This is a genomic window from Kitasatospora sp. A2-31, from assembly GCF_022288725.1.
In the GTDB taxonomy this organism is placed as follows: Bacteria; Actinomycetota; Actinomycetes; order Streptomycetales; family Streptomycetaceae; genus Kitasatospora.
The window spans coordinates 646,457-660,590 of sequence record NZ_JAKNTA010000005.1 but is presented as its reverse complement, the minus strand read 5'-3'; the positions used below and the strand labels follow the sequence as shown (position 1 = coordinate 660,590).

9 protein-coding genes, 1 pseudogene and 1 riboswitch are annotated in these 14,134 nt (G+C 75.4%); of the genes and pseudogenes, 2 read left to right on the top strand and 8 right to left on the bottom strand.

Features of this window, described 5'->3' with window-relative positions; all coding sequences use genetic code 11:
• Positions 1-42 precede the first annotated feature (42 nt).
• The 4 genes from MCM47_RS17690 to MCM47_RS17675 all read right to left on the bottom strand — a co-directional run bounded on the left by MCM47_RS17690 (position 43) and on the right by MCM47_RS17675 (position 4,654).
• A complete protein-coding gene (locus MCM47_RS17690) occupies positions 43-1,182 on the bottom strand; it encodes a cobalt-precorrin-5B (C(1))-methyltransferase (protein ID WP_238862582.1) in 1,140 nt (379 codons plus the stop codon).
• A 111-nt stretch (positions 1,183-1,293) separates the two neighbouring features.
• The gene (locus MCM47_RS17685) at positions 1,294-2,811 is read right to left on the bottom strand and encodes a precorrin-2 C(20)-methyltransferase (RefSeq protein ID WP_374209148.1); all 1,518 of its coding nucleotides are present in this window, start codon (positions 2,809-2,811) and stop codon (positions 1,294-1,296) included.
• Positions 2,808-3,434, bottom strand: a complete 627-nt coding sequence (locus MCM47_RS17680; protein ID WP_238862581.1) for a precorrin-8X methylmutase — start codon at positions 3,432-3,434, stop codon at positions 2,808-2,810. Before MCM47_RS17680 ends, MCM47_RS17685 begins: the two co-directional genes overlap by 4 nt.
• Entirely contained in the window at positions 3,431-4,654 is a 1,224-nt protein-coding gene (locus MCM47_RS17675) for a hypothetical protein (RefSeq protein WP_374209147.1), read from the bottom strand. Before MCM47_RS17675 ends, MCM47_RS17680 begins: the two co-directional genes overlap by 4 nt.
• 132 nt (positions 4,655-4,786) lie before the next feature.
• Positions 4,787-4,872, top strand: a riboswitch (cobalamin riboswitch).
• Between the two features lie 113 nt (positions 4,873-4,985).
• Here MCM47_RS17675 and cobN point away from each other — a divergent pair.
• Positions 4,986-8,600, top strand: coding sequence for a cobaltochelatase subunit CobN (cobN, locus tag MCM47_RS17670; RefSeq protein ID WP_238862579.1), 3,615 nt, complete (start codon positions 4,986-4,988; stop codon positions 8,598-8,600).
• Between the two features lie 187 nt (positions 8,601-8,787).
• Entirely contained in the window at positions 8,788-10,419 is a 1,632-nt protein-coding gene (gene lnt, locus MCM47_RS17665; RefSeq protein WP_238862578.1) for an apolipoprotein N-acyltransferase, read from the top strand.
• Here the strand turns inward: lnt and MCM47_RS17660 are convergent.
• The 4 genes and pseudogenes from MCM47_RS17660 to MCM47_RS17645 form a co-directional block, all read right to left on the bottom strand.
• Positions 10,395-11,159: a VOC family protein gene (locus MCM47_RS17660; protein WP_238862577.1), complete on the bottom strand. Its 765-nt coding sequence runs from the start codon at positions 11,157-11,159 to the stop codon at positions 10,395-10,397. The genes lnt and MCM47_RS17660 overlap by 25 nt on opposite strands.
• A 15-nt stretch (positions 11,160-11,174) precedes the next feature.
• The gene (locus tag MCM47_RS17655) at positions 11,175-12,083 is read right to left on the bottom strand and encodes an NADP-dependent oxidoreductase (RefSeq protein ID WP_238862576.1); all 909 of its coding nucleotides are present in this window, start codon (positions 12,081-12,083) and stop codon (positions 11,175-11,177) included.
• A 130-nt stretch (positions 12,084-12,213) separates the two neighbouring features.
• Positions 12,214-13,083: an AraC family transcriptional regulator gene (locus MCM47_RS17650; RefSeq protein ID WP_238862668.1), complete on the bottom strand. Its 870-nt coding sequence runs from the start codon at positions 13,081-13,083 to the stop codon at positions 12,214-12,216.
• Between the two features lie 178 nt (positions 13,084-13,261).
• Positions 13,262-14,134 (bottom strand): annotated as a pseudogene (locus tag MCM47_RS17645) (hypothetical protein); the annotation flags it as partial.

Here is a 14,134-nt window from a genome sequence, read left to right as displayed (position 1 = left end):
TCTTCACATCATGGCGACGGTTCGCAGCCGGGAGCGGGGACGTCAGGCCGGGGCGGGCCCCCGCGGCTCCGCCCGGCCCACGACGGTGCCGGCCCGGTCGATGCAGATGACGTCCACCGCGACCGGTGAACCGACCAGCACACCCAGCGCGGTGGCCCGGGCCGCCTCGGCGACCAGGTCGCCGAGCGGCACGCCGGCTGCCCGGCAGAGCTGGATGGCCTCCAACGCGGTGTTGGCGGCGGCCACGGCCTGCACCAACTCGGGGCCGGCGCCGCCCTGGCGGGCCAGCTCCGCCAGGAAGCCCTTGTCCACCTGGGAGCGCGCCGAGTGCAGGTCGAGGTGCCCGGCGGCGAGCTTGGAGAGCTTGGCGAAGCCGCCCGCGATGGTGAGGCGGGGCACCGGGTGGCGCTTGAGGTACTTCAGGACGGCGCCGGCGAAGTCGCCCATGTCCAGCAGCGCGTCCTCGGGCAGACCGTACTCGGCGACCGCGACCTTCTCCGAGGTGGAGCCGGTGCAACCGGCGACGTGGGTGCGCCCGGCGGCGCGGGCCACGTCGACCCCGCGCCGGATGGAGTCGATCCAGGCCGAGCAGGAGTAGGGGACGACGATGCCGGTGGTGCCGAGGATGGAGAGACCGCCGAGGATGCCCAGCCGGGGGTTCCAGGTGGAGCGGGCGATCTCCTCGCCGTGGTCCACCGAGATCTCCACCACCACGTCCCCGGTCGCGCCGAACGCCGCGGCCACCTCCGCCACCGCGTCCCGCATCATCTGCCGGGGCACCGGGTTGATGGCGGGCTCGCCGACGGGCAGCGGCAGGCCGGCCTTGGTCACCGTGCCGACCCCGGGCCCGGCCCGGAAGACCACCCCGGAGCCGGGCTCCCCCGCCCAGACCGTGGAGCGGATCAGCGCGCCGTGCGTGACGTCCGGGTCGTCCCCGGCGTCCTTCACCACCCCGGCCGTCGCGCGCGGGCCGCCGGGCCCGTCCGCCAGCCGCTCGGCGGCCAGGGCGAAGGCGGGCTGCTGGCCCTTGGGCAGCGTGATCACCACCGGGTCGGGGAACTCCCCGGTCAGCAGCGCCTGGTACGCCGCCCTGGTCGCGGCGGTCGCGCACGCCCCGGTCGTCCATCCGTGCCGCAGCCCGCTGCTCCGCAGCTGCCCGGCCCGACCACCGACCTCGCTCACGCCCGCTCCTCGCCACACACCCTGTTCCCGGACGCCCCCATTCTCCCCGCCCAGCCGGGCACCGACCCGGCCGGGGCGGGTCGGGCCGACGGCCGCGACCCGCCCCCGGGCTCACGCCTCCGGGTAGCGGCGCGGCGTCCAGACGACCTCGGTGGCGTTGCCGCGTTCGACGGCCCGGGTCTGGGAGGAGCCGATCAGCAGGATGGTCCGCATGTCGACCTGGGTGGGGTCGAGGTCGCCGAGGCGGACCGTGCGGACCCGCTCGGTCGGTCCGCCGACGTCCCGGGCCATGACCACCGGGGTCTCCGGCGCGCGGTACTCCAGCAGGAGGTCCCGGGCGCGGCCGACCTGGGTGGTGCGGGACTGCGAGCCGGGGTTGTAGAGGGCGAGCACCAGGTCCGCCCCGGCGGCCGCGCGCAGCCGCGCGGCCACCACGTCCCAGGGCTTGAGCCGGTCGGAGAGCGAGACCACCGCGTAGTCGTGACCGAGCGGGGCCCCGGCGCGGGAGGCGGCCGCGTGGGCGGCGGTCATCCCGGGCACGATCCGGACCGGGACGTCCCGGTAGGCCTCCTCGCAGGCCACCTCCAGGACGGCGGTCGCCATCGCGAACACGCCCGGGTCGCCGGAGGAGACCACCGCGACCCGGTGGCCGCGACGGGCCAGGTCGAGGGCGAACTCGGCACGCTCGGACTCCACCTTGTTGTCGGAGCCGTGCCGCTGCTGGCCGGGCCGGACGGGCACCCGGTCCAGGTAGGTGGTGTAGCCGACCAGGTCGGTGGCGGCGGCGAGGGCGCCGCGCGCCTCGGGGGTGAGCCAGAGCGGGCCGGCCGGGCCGGTGCCGATGACGGTGACGCTGCCCGTCCCGTCGGCGAGCCGCACCTGCGGCTCCAGCGGCGCGACCTTGCTGGGCAGCACGGCCACCGAGAAGTACGGCACGGTCTGCGCGTCCACCTCGGCCAGCGACGCGGTGCGCTCGCCGTCCATGAAGGCGCGCTCGACGTACCGGGCGTCCTCCAGCCGGCCGGCCCGCTCCAGGGCGCGGCGGACGGCCGGGAAGGTCCGGCCCAGTTTCATGATCACGGCGGAGTCGGCGGAGGCGATCCGGGCCGTCAGCTCCTCCTCGGGCAGGGTGCCCGGGATGATCGTGAGCGTCTCCTCGGCCTCGGTGAGCGGCTGGCCGAGCCGGGCCGCGGCGGCGCTGACGGAGGTGACGCCGGGGACCACCTCGGTCGGGTAGCGGTGCGCCAGGCGCTTGTGCATGTGCTGGTAGGAGCCGTAGAAGAACGGGTCCCCCTCGGCCAGCACGACGACGTCGCGGCCGGCGTCCAGGTGGGCGGCCAGCCGGGCGGCGGCCTCCTCGTAGAAGTCGTCGAGGGCGCCCCGGTAGCCGCCCGGGTGGTCGGTGGTCTCGACCGTGACCGGGTAGACCAGCTTCTCCTCGATCTGACCGCCCGTCAGGTACCGCTCGGCGATGGACCGGGCGATCGAGCGGCCGTGCCGGGCGCTGTGGTACGCCACCACGTCGGCCTTGCCGATGAGTTCGGCGGCGCGGACGGTGACCAGGGACGGATCGCCCGGGCCGAGCCCGACCCCGTACAGTCGGCCCGTGATTGCCTGATCGATCGTCACTCTTCCTCGCTCGCAATCGCGTTGACGGCGGCGGCGGCGATCGCGCTGCCGCCGCGCCGGCCGCGCACCACCAGGTGCTCCAGGCCGGACGGGTGCTTCGCCAGGGCCTCCTTGGACTCGGCCGCGCCGATGAAGCCGACCGGGACGCCGATCACCGCGGCCGGGCGCGGCGCGCCCGCCTCGATCAGCTCCAGCAGCCGGAACAGCGAGGTCGGCGCGTTGCCGACGGCGACGACCGCGCCCTCCAGCCGGGGCAGCCACAGCTCCATGGCGGCGGCGCTGCGGGTGTTGCCCATCCTGCGCGCCAGCTCGGGCACCGACGGGTCGGTGAGGGTGCAGATGACCTCGTTGTCGGCGGGCAGCCGCTTGCGGGTGACGCCGCTGGCGACCATGTTGACGTCGCAGAGGATGGGCGCTCCGGCGTGCAGCGCGGCGCGGGCCGAGGCGACCACGCCCGGCGAGTACACCAGGTCCTCGACCAGGTCGGTCATGCCGCAGGCGTGGATCATCCGCACTGCGACCTGGGCGACGTCCGCGGGCAGGGCGGCCAGCTCGGCCTCGGCCCGGATGGTGGCAAAGGACTGGCGGTAGATGGACGCGCCGTCCTTCTCGTACTCGATCACTTCGTGGTCCTCCGGGCCTCGGCGACCGCCTCGGCCATCTCCTCGTTCGTCACATCCACGGTGCCGCGCCCCTGCGGCGCGCCCGCCACCGTCACGCGGTACCCCTGCCCGGTGGCGAGCACGTCGACCCACTGCCCGGCCGGGTGGCCGCAGCGCCGCTCGCACCCCGACCAGTGCACCGGCAGGCCGGCGGCCGGGGCCGCCGCCAGCGCCAGGGCCGCGTCGGCCCGGACGTCGGCCAGGGACTTCGCGCAGCCCGGCAGGCCGGTGCAGGCGCTCGCGCCGTCCCAGCCCGTGCCGGTCGCGGTCCGGAAGCCGGCCGCGCCGAGGCCGGCCAGCCGCTCGGCTGGCGCGCCGGGCAGCACCACCGCCCGCCACGGGGTGAGCCTCAGCTCGCCCTCGGCCGCGTCGACCAGCGCCCGCCACGCGGCGGCGCCGCAGCGGCCGAAGCGCAGGCCGACCGCCAGGCCGCCGGGCAGTGCGCCGAGCGCCGGGGGCGCCGCGGCGAAGGCCGGCAGCTCGACCGCGCCCGGCGCCAGCAGCTCGGGGACCTCCCGCAGGTGCCAGGCCGTACGGCCGGCGGCGCGCAGCGCGTCCAGGAACTCCCGGGCGGCCGCCAGCGCCGCGTCCACCGCCCGGCCGGCCGGCACCGGGCGCGCGGTGGCCGCACTCCCGAGGCGCAGCAGGGCGGTGCCGGCCGGGCCTGCGATCAACGTCACATCGGCGTTCAGTGCGGCCACGTCCCCGCGCCCGTCGTCCAGGACGAACAGGAACTTGCCGGACAGTCCGGTCGCCCACGGGCTCGCACAGAGCTTGGCGTCCAGTTCGCGCGCCCAGGCCCGCACGTCGGCGTGGCCGGCGCCGGGACCGGGGGAGGCGACGATGTTGCGCACCCGCTCGTGGGTGTCGGAGGGCAGCAGTCCGACGGCCCGCAGCCGGGCGCCGAGTTCGGCGCCGCAGCCGGCGGCGAGGCCGCGCAGCTGGACGTTGCCGCGCGAGGTGACCTCCAGGCCGCCGTCGCCCAGCGCCGTCGCGACCTCGGCCAGCGCGAGCGCCTGACGCTCCGTCAGCAGACCGCCGGGCAGCCGCACCCGCGCCAGGGCGCCGTCGTCGGCGGTGTGCAGACGAAGCGCCCCCGGACAGGCGTCCGCGCGGCCCCGGTCGGGCGCGCCGGCGCCCGGCATCGTGGCGTCGGGAGTCGGTGGCATGGCCGCGAGCATACAGATGATCCGATCGGTTGCCTCCGTACTCCCGGTCACACTCCCGGTCGCACTCCCCCAGCTCAGCCGCACCCCGTACGATGCTGCCGGGCGCCCCGCGCGGGCCGCCCGCACGCCAGCGACGGCGCAGGGGAGGAAACCGGTGCAAGCCCGGTGCGGTCCCGCCACTGTGACCGCGGTTCACCGGACTCCCGGGCAGCCGCGGGAGCCAGGAACTCCTGCCGTCCTCCACCGGCCCGGGGCGCGGACCCCGAGGAAGGCTTGAAGCCATGCGCCGCCGCATGCCCGCACTCGCGGTCCTGTCCACCGACAAGGCCGGGAGGGCCTTCGCATGATCCTGCTGCTGTCGACGTCCGACACCGACCTGCTCAGCGCCCGTGCCTCGGAGGGCCCGGTCCGCTACCGCCTCGGCAACCCGGCCCGGCTCACCGCCGAGGAGCTGCCCGAGCTCCTGGAGGGCACCGACCTCGTGGTCGTCCGCCTGCTCGGCGGCCGCCGGGCCTGGCAGGAGGGCCTGGACGCGCTGCTGGCCGGCCCCCGCCCGGTGGTGGTGCTCACCGGCGAGCAGGCGCCCGACGCCCAGCTGATGGAGCTGTCCACCGTTCCGGCCGGCATCGCCGCCGAAGCGCACGCCTACCTCGCCCACGGCGGCGCCGCCAACCTGGCGGAGCTGGCCTCCTTCCTGTCCGACACGGTGCTGCTCACCGGCCACGGCTTCGCCCCGCCCGCCTCCGCGCCGGCCTGGGGGCCGCTGGAGCGCGAGGCCCGCACGACCGCTGGCCCGACCGTCGCGGTGCTCTACTACCGCGCCCACCACATGAGCGGGAACACCGCCTTCGTCGAGACCCTCTGCCGCGCCGTCGAGGACCAGGGCGCGCAGGCCCGCGCCTACTACTGCGCCTCGCTGCGCGGCGCCGAGCCCGAACTGCTGGCCGCGCTCGGCGAGGCCGACGCGATCGTCACCACCGTGCTCGCGGCCGGCGGCACCCGCCCGGCCGACGCCCAGGCCGGCGGCGACGAGGAGGCCTGGGACGCCGGAGCGCTCGCCGCGCTCGACCGCCCGATCCTGCAGGCGCTCTGCCTGACCTGGTCGCGGGCCCAGTGGGAGGCCAGCGACGACGGCCTCTCCCCGCTGGACACCGCCACCCAGATCGCCGTGCCCGAGTTCGACGGCCGTCTGATCACCGTCCCGTTCTCCTTCAAGGAGCTGGACGAGGACGGTCTGACCGTCTACGCCGCCGACCCCGAGCGCGCCGCCCGGGTGGCCGGCACCGCCGTCAAGCACGCCCGGCTGCGCCACGTCCCGGCCGCCGAACGCCGGCTCGCCCTCGTCCTCTCCGCGTACCCGACCAAGCACGCCCGGGTCGGCAACGCCGTCGGCCTGGACACCCCGGCCAGCGCCGTCCGGCTGCTGGAGCGGCTGCGCGCGGAGGGCATGGACCTCGGCGCCGGGCTCCCCGGGCTGGACGACACCGGCGAGGACGGCCACGAGGGCGACGCCCTGATCCACGCGCTGATCGCGGCGGGCGGCTACGACCAGGACTGGCTCACGGAAGAACAGCTGGCCCGCAACCCGGTCCGCATCCCCGCCGCCGACTACTGCCGCTGGTACGCCGAGCTGCCGCAGGCGCTGCGCGACCAGGTCGAGGAGCACTGGGGCCCCGCCCCCGGCGAGCTCTACGTGGACCGCTCGCAGAACCCGGACGGCGACATCGTGCTGGCCGCGATCCGCTCCGGGAACCTGCTCGTGCTGATCCAGCCGCCGCGCGGCTTCGGCGAGAACCCGGTCGCGATCTACCACGACCCCGACCTCCCGCCGTCCCACCACTACCTGGCCGCCTACCGCTGGATCGAGGCGGCGCGCGAGGACGGCGGTTTCGGCGCCCACGCCGTCATCCACCTCGGCAAGCACGGGAACCTCGAGTGGCTGCCCGGCAAGACCGCCGCGCTCTCCGCCGAGTGCGGCCCCGACGCCGTCCTCGGCGACCTCCCGCTGGTCTACCCGTTCCTGGTCAACGACCCGGGCGAGGGCACCCAGGCCAAGCGCCGCGCCCACGCCACCCTCGTCGACCACCTCGTGCCGCCGATGGCCCGCGCCGACTCCTACGGCGACATCGCGCGTCTGGAGCAGCTGCTCGACGAGCACTCCAACATCGCCGCGATGGACCCGGCCAAGCTCCCCGCCATCCGCGCCCAGATCTGGACCCTGATCCAGGCCGCCAAGCTGGACCACGACCTCGGCCTGGACGAGCGCCCGGAGGACGACGGCTTCGACGACTTCCTGCTGCACGTCGACGGCTGGCTCTGCGAGATCAAGGACGCCCAGATCCGCGACGGCCTGCACGTCCTAGGCCAGGCGCCGAGCGGCACCGACCGGGTCAACATCGTGCTCGCCATCCTCCGCGCCCGGCAGATCTGGGGCGGCGTCAGCGCGCTGCCCGGCCTGCGCGAGGCGCTCGGCCTGGACGAGGCGGCGCTCACCCTGGGCGCCACCGACGCGGCCGAGGCACAGGCCCGTGCCCTGGTCGAGGCGATGGAGGCCGAGGACTGGGCGCCGGCGGCGGTCGAGAAGGTGGCCGCCGGACTGCCGGCCGCCGTCGCCGAGGTGCTGACCTTCGCCGCCACCCAGGTCGTCCCGCGCCTGGCCGCCACCACCGACGAGCTGGACGCCGTGCTGCACGCGCTGCAGGGCGGCTTCGTGCCGGCCGGCCCGTCCGGCTCGCCGCTGCGCGGCCTGGTCAACGTGCTGCCGACCGGCCGCAACTTCTACTCCGTCGACCCCAAGGCGGTGCCCAGCAAGCTCGCCTGGGAGACCGGACAGGCCCTGGCCGCCTCGCTCGTCGAGCGCTACACCGCCGACAACGGCGGTGCCTACCCGCCCTCGGTCGGCCTCTCGCTCTGGGGCACCAGCGCGATGCGCACCGCCGGCGACGACATCGCCGAGGCCTTCGCCCTGCTCGGCGTCCGCCCGGTCTGGGACGACGCCTCGCGCCGGGTCACCGGCCTGGAGGCGATCCCGCTGGAGGAGCTGGGCCGCCCGCGCATCGACGTCACGCTGCGCATCTCCGGCTTCTTCCGCGACGCCTTCCCGCACGTGGTCGCCCTGCTGGACGACGCGGTGCGCCTGGCCGCCGCCCAGGAGGAGCCGGCGGCGGACAACTTCGTCCGGGCCCACGTCCAGGCCGACCTCGCCGTGCACGGCGACGAGCGCAAGGCGACGGTCCGGGTCTTCGGCTCCCGTCCGGGCACCTACGGCGCCGGCCTGCTCCAGCTGATCGACAGCCGGGACTGGCGTACCGACGCCGACCTGGCCGAGGTCTACACGGTGTGGGGCGGCTACGCGTACGGCCGCGGCCTGGACGGGCGGCCGGCCCGCGAGGAGATGGAGACCGCGTACCGGCGGATCACCGTCGCCGCCAAGAACACCGACACCCGCGAGCACGACATCGCCGACTCGGACGACTACTTCCAGTACCACGGCGGCATGGTGGCCACCGTGCGCGCCCTCACCGGCAAGGCGCCGACCGCCTACATCGGCGACTCGACCCGCCCGGAGACGGTCCGCACCCGCACCCTGACCGAGGAGGCGGCCCGCGTCTTCCGCGCCCGGGTGGTCAACCCGCGCTGGATCGAGGCGATGCGCCGGCACGGCTACAAGGGCGCCTTCGAGATGGCGGCCACCGTGGACTACCTGTTCGGCTACGACGCCACCACCGGCGTGGTCGCGGACTGGATGTACGAGAAGCTGACCCAGGAGTACGTGCTCGACCCGACCAACCGGGAGTTCCTGGCCGAGGCCAACCCGTGGGCGCTGCACGGGATCAGCGAGCGGCTGCTGGAGGCGGCGAGCCGCGGGCTGTGGGAGCAGCCGGACCCGGAGCTGATCGAGCAGTTGCAGGCCGCCTTCCTGGAGACCGAGGGCGACCTGGAGGGCGACGAGGGCTGAGCCAGGCGTGCTCCGGGCGGGGCGGACGGCGGCCCCGACCGCCCCGCCGGAGGCACGTCGGCGGCCCCGACCGCCCCGCCGGGAGCACGTCGGCGGCATCCACTCCTCGGGCCGTCCGCATTCCCGTCACCCGTTCGGGTGACGGAAATGCTGGTGGCACCCCTCTGCCGAGCGGACAATACGGGGCATGTCCCGCCGCCTCGCCCCCGCCCGGCCCGTCCACGGCGCAGTGCCCGCCGCACCGGACCGCGACGCCCGCGCCCACCGCTACCGGGCCCGGGCGGCGGCGCTGGCCGCCGGGGCCCTGCCGGTGCTCGCCTTCCCGGCCCCCAGGCAGGCCTGGCTCGCCTGGGTCGCACTCGTCCCCGGCCTGCTGCTGATGCAGCGGGCGCCCGGGGCCCGGGAGGCGGCGGTGCGCGGCTGGTGGTTCGGCGCCGGGTTCATCCTGACCGGGATGTACTGGCTGCTCCCGTCCGTCGGGCCGGCCCTGCCGCTGCTCGCCGTCGTCTTCGGCGTCCTCCAGGCCGGGTTCGGCTACGCCGCCCACCGGCTGCTGCACCCACCGCTGACCGCACGCCGCGCGCTGCTCGCCCTGGCCGTCCTCCCGGCGGTCTGGCTGGCCACCGAGTACGCGCGCTCCTGGCACGCCCTCGGCGGGCCGTGGGCGCTCCTCGGCGCCACCCAGTGGCAGCACCCGGCCGTCCTCGCGCTGGCCTCGGCCGGCGGGATCTGGCTGGTCAGCGCCGCCGTGGTGGCCGTCAACACCGGCGTGCTGATCGCGCTCACCGCCGTCCGGTGGCAGCCGCGCGCCCTCGCCGCGCTGGCGACCGTGGTGGTGCTGGCGGCCGGCCCGGCGCTGTTCGCGCTCCGGGCCGCGCCCGCCCGCGCCGGGGAGGCGACCGTGGCGCTGGTGCAGCCGGGCATCGTCGAGGATCCGCAGGCCCGGTTCGAGGCGAGCGCCGCGGCCACCGCCACGCTGGGCGGGCGGCCGGTCGACCTGGTCGTCTGGGGCGAGTCCAGCACCACCGCCGACCTGGACCGCGACCCGGCCGCCCTGGCCCGGCTGCGCCGGCTCTCCGCGCTGACCGGCGCCGAGGTGCTGGCCGGCGAGGACGCGCGCAAGGCGGACGGGCGGATCTCCAAGGACGCGGTGCTGATCTCGCCGGACGGGATCGTCGACCGCTACCGCAAGATCCGGCTGGTGCCGTTCGGCGAGTACATCCCGCTGCGCCCGGCGCTCGGCTGGATCGCCGGCGTGAGCCGGGCGGCCGGGGAGAACCGGGCGCCGGGCACGGCGTTCCACCTGCTGCCGTCGACCGACCGCACGGGTGCGCCGCTGCCGGTCGGGGCGCTGGTCTGCTTCGAGTCGGCCTTCCCCGACATGGCCAGGGCGGCCGCGAACGACGGGGCCCGGGTGCTGGTCTACCAGTCCTCGACCTCGACCTTCCAGCGCACCTGGGCCCCCGAGCAGCACGTCTCGCTGGCCGCGATCCGCGCCGCCGAGACCGGCCGCCCGGCCGTCCAGGCCTCGCTCACCGGCGTCTCGGCCGCCTTCGACGCGCAGGGGCGCGAGCTGGCGCGGCTCGGCACCGGCGGCACCGGCACACTGACGGTCCGGCTGCCGCTCACCGCCGCCACCACGGCGACCTGGTACGACCGGGTGGGCGACGTGGTGCCGGCGGCGGCGCTGCTGGTCACCGCCGTGGCGGCGGTGGCCGGCAGGGCGGCCCGGCTCCGCCGCCCGGCGGCGGGGACGGGGGCGGAGGCGGGAACGGAGGAGGGGACGGAGGCGGGTCAGCCCTCGGGCCCGGCCGCGTAGATGCCGAAGGCCGCGCCCATCGGGTCGCGCAGGACGGCGATCCGCCGGTCGTTCGCCATCGACACCGGCGGCATCAGCACGTCGCCACCGAGGTTCCCCGCGCGGAACGTCGCCACGTCGGCGTCGGCGACCGCGAAGTACGGCAGCCAGTGCGCCGGCACCTGCGGCGGGAAGCGGTCGTCCATGGTGAGCATGCCGCCGAAGTCCTCACCGGACAGGCCCCACTGGGTGTACTGCTCGGACGGGTTCACCGACCAGCCGAACACCGCCGGGTAGAAGGCGCGGGCACCGTCCGGGTCGCGGGTGAGCAGTTCCACCCAGCCGAGCGCGCCGGGCTCGTTGAGCACCTCGGCGCCCAGCAGCGCGCGCGGCTGCCAGAGTGCGAACACCGCACCGGACGGGTCGGCGGCGATCACGAACCGGCCGAAGTCCAGCGCCTCCATCGGCGGGACGATGAGGCTGCCGCCGGCCTCGGTGATCCGGGCCGCGGTGGCGTCCGCGTCGTCGACGGCGAAGGAGACCGTCCAGGCCGTCGGCTGCCCCTCCCCGTAGAGCGGGGTGATGGCGGCGGCGACCTTGCCGTCCAGCTTCATGAAGGTGTAGCCGCCGGCCTCGGGCCGCTCGTCGGGCTCGGCCTGCCAGCCGAGGATCTCGCCGTAGAACCGCTGGGCGGCGATCGGGTCGGCGCTGCCGTGCTCGACCCAGCACGGCCCGCCGACGGTCACGCTGTTCTGCTTCATCTCGTCGCTCTGCTCTCAGCCGATTTCGAGGATCAGTTTGCCGCGCGCGTGCCCCGACTCGACCAGCGCCATCGCCTCGGCGGCGTGGGCGAGCGGGTACCGGCCGGTGATGTGCGGGTCCAGCTCGCCCGCCGCCACCAGATCGGCCAGTGCGGCGAGCGTGGCCGGGGTGGTGGACCGGGTGACGTAGCGGCCGCCGAGCTCGGCGGCGGTGTCCGGGTCCGCGGTGGAGACCAGCTTCGACCGGTCGGCCAGCGTCGCGGCGGCGGCCCGCAGGGCTTCCCCGCCGACCAGGTCGAGGATGCCGTCCACACCGTCCGGCGCGGCCGCCCGGATCCGCTCGGCCACGCCGTCGCCGTAGCGCACCTGTACGGCGCCCAGGGATTCCACGTGGGCGCGGTTGGCGTCACTCGCCGTGCCGAGGACCCGGATGCCCCGGCTGCGGGCGATCTGCGCGGCCGCGCTGCCCACACCGCCGGCGACGCCGAGGATCAGCAGCGTCCCGCCGGAGCCGACGCCGACGTCCCGGACGCCGTCGTCGGCCGTGGCGGCCGCCACCGGTAGCGTCGCCGCCTCGGCGAAGCCGATCCCGCGGGGTTTGACCGCGCTCAGGTCGGCGCGCAGCAGGGTCTGCTCGGCGAAGGCACCGGTCGCGGCCACCCCGAACACCTCGTCTCCCGGGGTGAAGCCGGTGACGCCGGGCCCGATCCGCTCGACCACGCCCGCGGCCTCCTGCCCGAAGACCGCCGGGAGCTCGCGGTTGCGGCCCAGCAGCCCGCGGCGGATCTTCCAGTCCACCGGGTTCACTCCGGCGGCCCGCACCGAGATCCCCAGTCGGCCCGGGCCCGGCTCCAGCACCGGCCGGTCCAGGAACTCCTGAGTCTCCGGCCCGCCGTAGTCGACGAACCCGAACGCCTTGGCCATCCTCGATCCACTCCTCGTTCCGCCGCACTCCCCCGGCCCAGCATGCGGCCCGGCCGCGGCCCGGGCCTGCCGGTGATGCGCTGAACGGGCGGAGGGATGGACGGGCGGAAGGGCGGACCGACTCAGCGGTTCACCGCAGCGCCCGGTCCACGGGGATCCAGAGTTCGGCCTCCGCCTCCTCGTCGGACAGGAACCTCGTCCGCAGGATCTCCGGACCGAGCTTGGTCTCGTACGGGTTCGACGGGAACCAGAGCGTGTAGACGTCCCGCCACATCTCCTGGAGCGCCTTCGGGAACGGCCCCCGGTTGACGAAGACGGCCCAGGTGCCGGCCGGCACCTCCCGCACGTCCAGCCCGTCCGGCACGACGGTGTCCGCGCCCGCCACCACCGCGTGGTAGTAGTCGAGTTCGACGCCCTCCTCGCGGTTGTCCGAGAAGAACTCGGTGACCGAGACCACGCCCTCCGGCTCCTGGTCGGAGAGCGCGGCGATGCGCGCGATGCCCTCCTGGCCGATCTCGCGGATGAACGCGGCGATCGCCGGGTTCACCCCCTCGTGGACCAGGGGCACCCGCGCCCTCCGGCCGACCACCTTGAACGCCGGCTTCTCGACGATCCGGTACTCCATGCTGCTACTCCCTTCGACGACGAGTCGGAAGGAGATCCGGGGCTGGGAGCGCAGCGCCAGGCCACCGCGCCTGGCCTCGCCGGGCCCGACGCCGTGCATCGCCCGGAACGCGCGGGCGAACGCCTCGCCCGAGGTGTAGCCGTAGCGGACCGCCACCTCCAGCAGCGTCCGCTCACCGGCCAGCACCTCGGCCCCGGCGACGGTGAGCCGCCGGCGTCGCACGTACTCCGACAGCGGCATCCCGGCCAGCGCCGAGAACAGCCGCCGGAAGTGGTACTCCGACGTCACCGCGATCCGCGCCAGCTCGGCGGCGTCGAGCGGCTCGTCCAGGTGCTCCTCGATGTGGGCGATCGCCCGGTTGAGCTGCTCCAGCATCCCGACCTCGTCCTTCCTCTTGCTGACCACCACCGTAGGAAGGGCCCACCCTGCCGCACCCGACATCCTGTGCCCACTCCGGTCGGGTCGGGCGAACACGGCGGAGCCTGCGGGGGCGGGTGCTGGTGCGGGTGCTGGTGCGGGTGCAGAGCGGTCGAGGGGCGCGCCGGGCCGCCGGTCAGGAGCCGTCGGCCCGCACCGCGTAGACGTACCTGGCCCCGGCGTACTCGCTGAGGTTCCAGATCACCGACTCGGGATAGGCCCAGTCGGTGGTGGCCGCGCTGTGGAAGCTCAGGTCCTCGCTGCCCACCGCCAGCCTGGCGACGGTGGACGGCGTGTCCGATCCGGACGTCACGGTGCGCAGGCTGCCGTTGGCAGAGCCGTTGCTGGTGGAGAGGTAGTGCTTCGACTGCTGCGAGACGACGCCCTGGATCTTGCCCTGCTTGACCGTGAGCGCCTCCGAGGCGGTGGTCGAGCCGAGCCGGCGGTCCGTGTGGTCCAGGTTCCAGCGCACCACCTTGGGCGTGCCGATCTTCGTCCCGTTGCCGTTCCAGCCGGTGCCCGCGTAGTCCACCACCGGGTCGGCGAGGTCCGCCGCGTACTCGCCGACGGTCAGGCTGTCCGGCGTGCCGGCCCGGTCGAGCCCGAGGCAGGAGAACCGCAGCAGCGTGCCGGTGTTGTCGTACGCGGCGCTCTGCGGCAGCACGTAGCGGTAGTCGTGGGCGTAGTACCTGCCGTCGGCGTCCAGCCCGCAGACGTCGGACTTGCCGGTCGCCACCTCGAAGAGCGTGTCGAGGTCGAACACCCGCAGGCCCTTGGTGGTGTCCACCATGTAGAGCAGGTTGCCGTACCAGAGGATGCCGCCCGCGTGCCGCTGCACCGGGGCGTAGGAGTAGGCGCCTGCGGAGGTCTTCACCGGTTCGACCAGCAGGACGTGCCGGTACCGGGGCGCGAGCCGGTCGGTGTGGTCGACGAAGGAGACCCGGACGCCCTTGTTGATCGCGAAGTCGGGGGTGCCGTCGCCGTTCGGGTCGGTGTCGAAGTACCAGGA

Bases quoted from the DNA above. Each gene is read 5' to 3' on its own strand.
- MCM47_RS17675 (WP_374209147.1), bottom strand. From the start codon at position 4,654: ATGCTCGCGGCCATGCCACCGACTCCCGACGCCACGATGCCGGGCGCC.
- cobN (WP_238862579.1), top strand. From the start codon at position 4,986: ATGATCCTGCTGCTGTCGACGTCCGACACCGACCTGCTCAGCGCCCGT.
- lnt (WP_238862578.1), top strand. From the start codon at position 8,788: ATGTCCCGCCGCCTCGCCCCCGCCCGGCCCGTCCACGGCGCAGTGCCC.
- MCM47_RS17660 (WP_238862577.1), bottom strand. From the start codon at position 11,159: ATGAAGCAGAACAGCGTGACCGTCGGCGGGCCGTGCTGGGTCGAGCAC.
- MCM47_RS17655 (WP_238862576.1), bottom strand. From the start codon at position 12,083: ATGGCCAAGGCGTTCGGGTTCGTCGACTACGGCGGGCCGGAGACTCAG.
- MCM47_RS17650 (WP_238862668.1), bottom strand. From the start codon at position 13,083: ATGCTGGAGCAGCTCAACCGGGCGATCGCCCACATCGAGGAGCACCTG.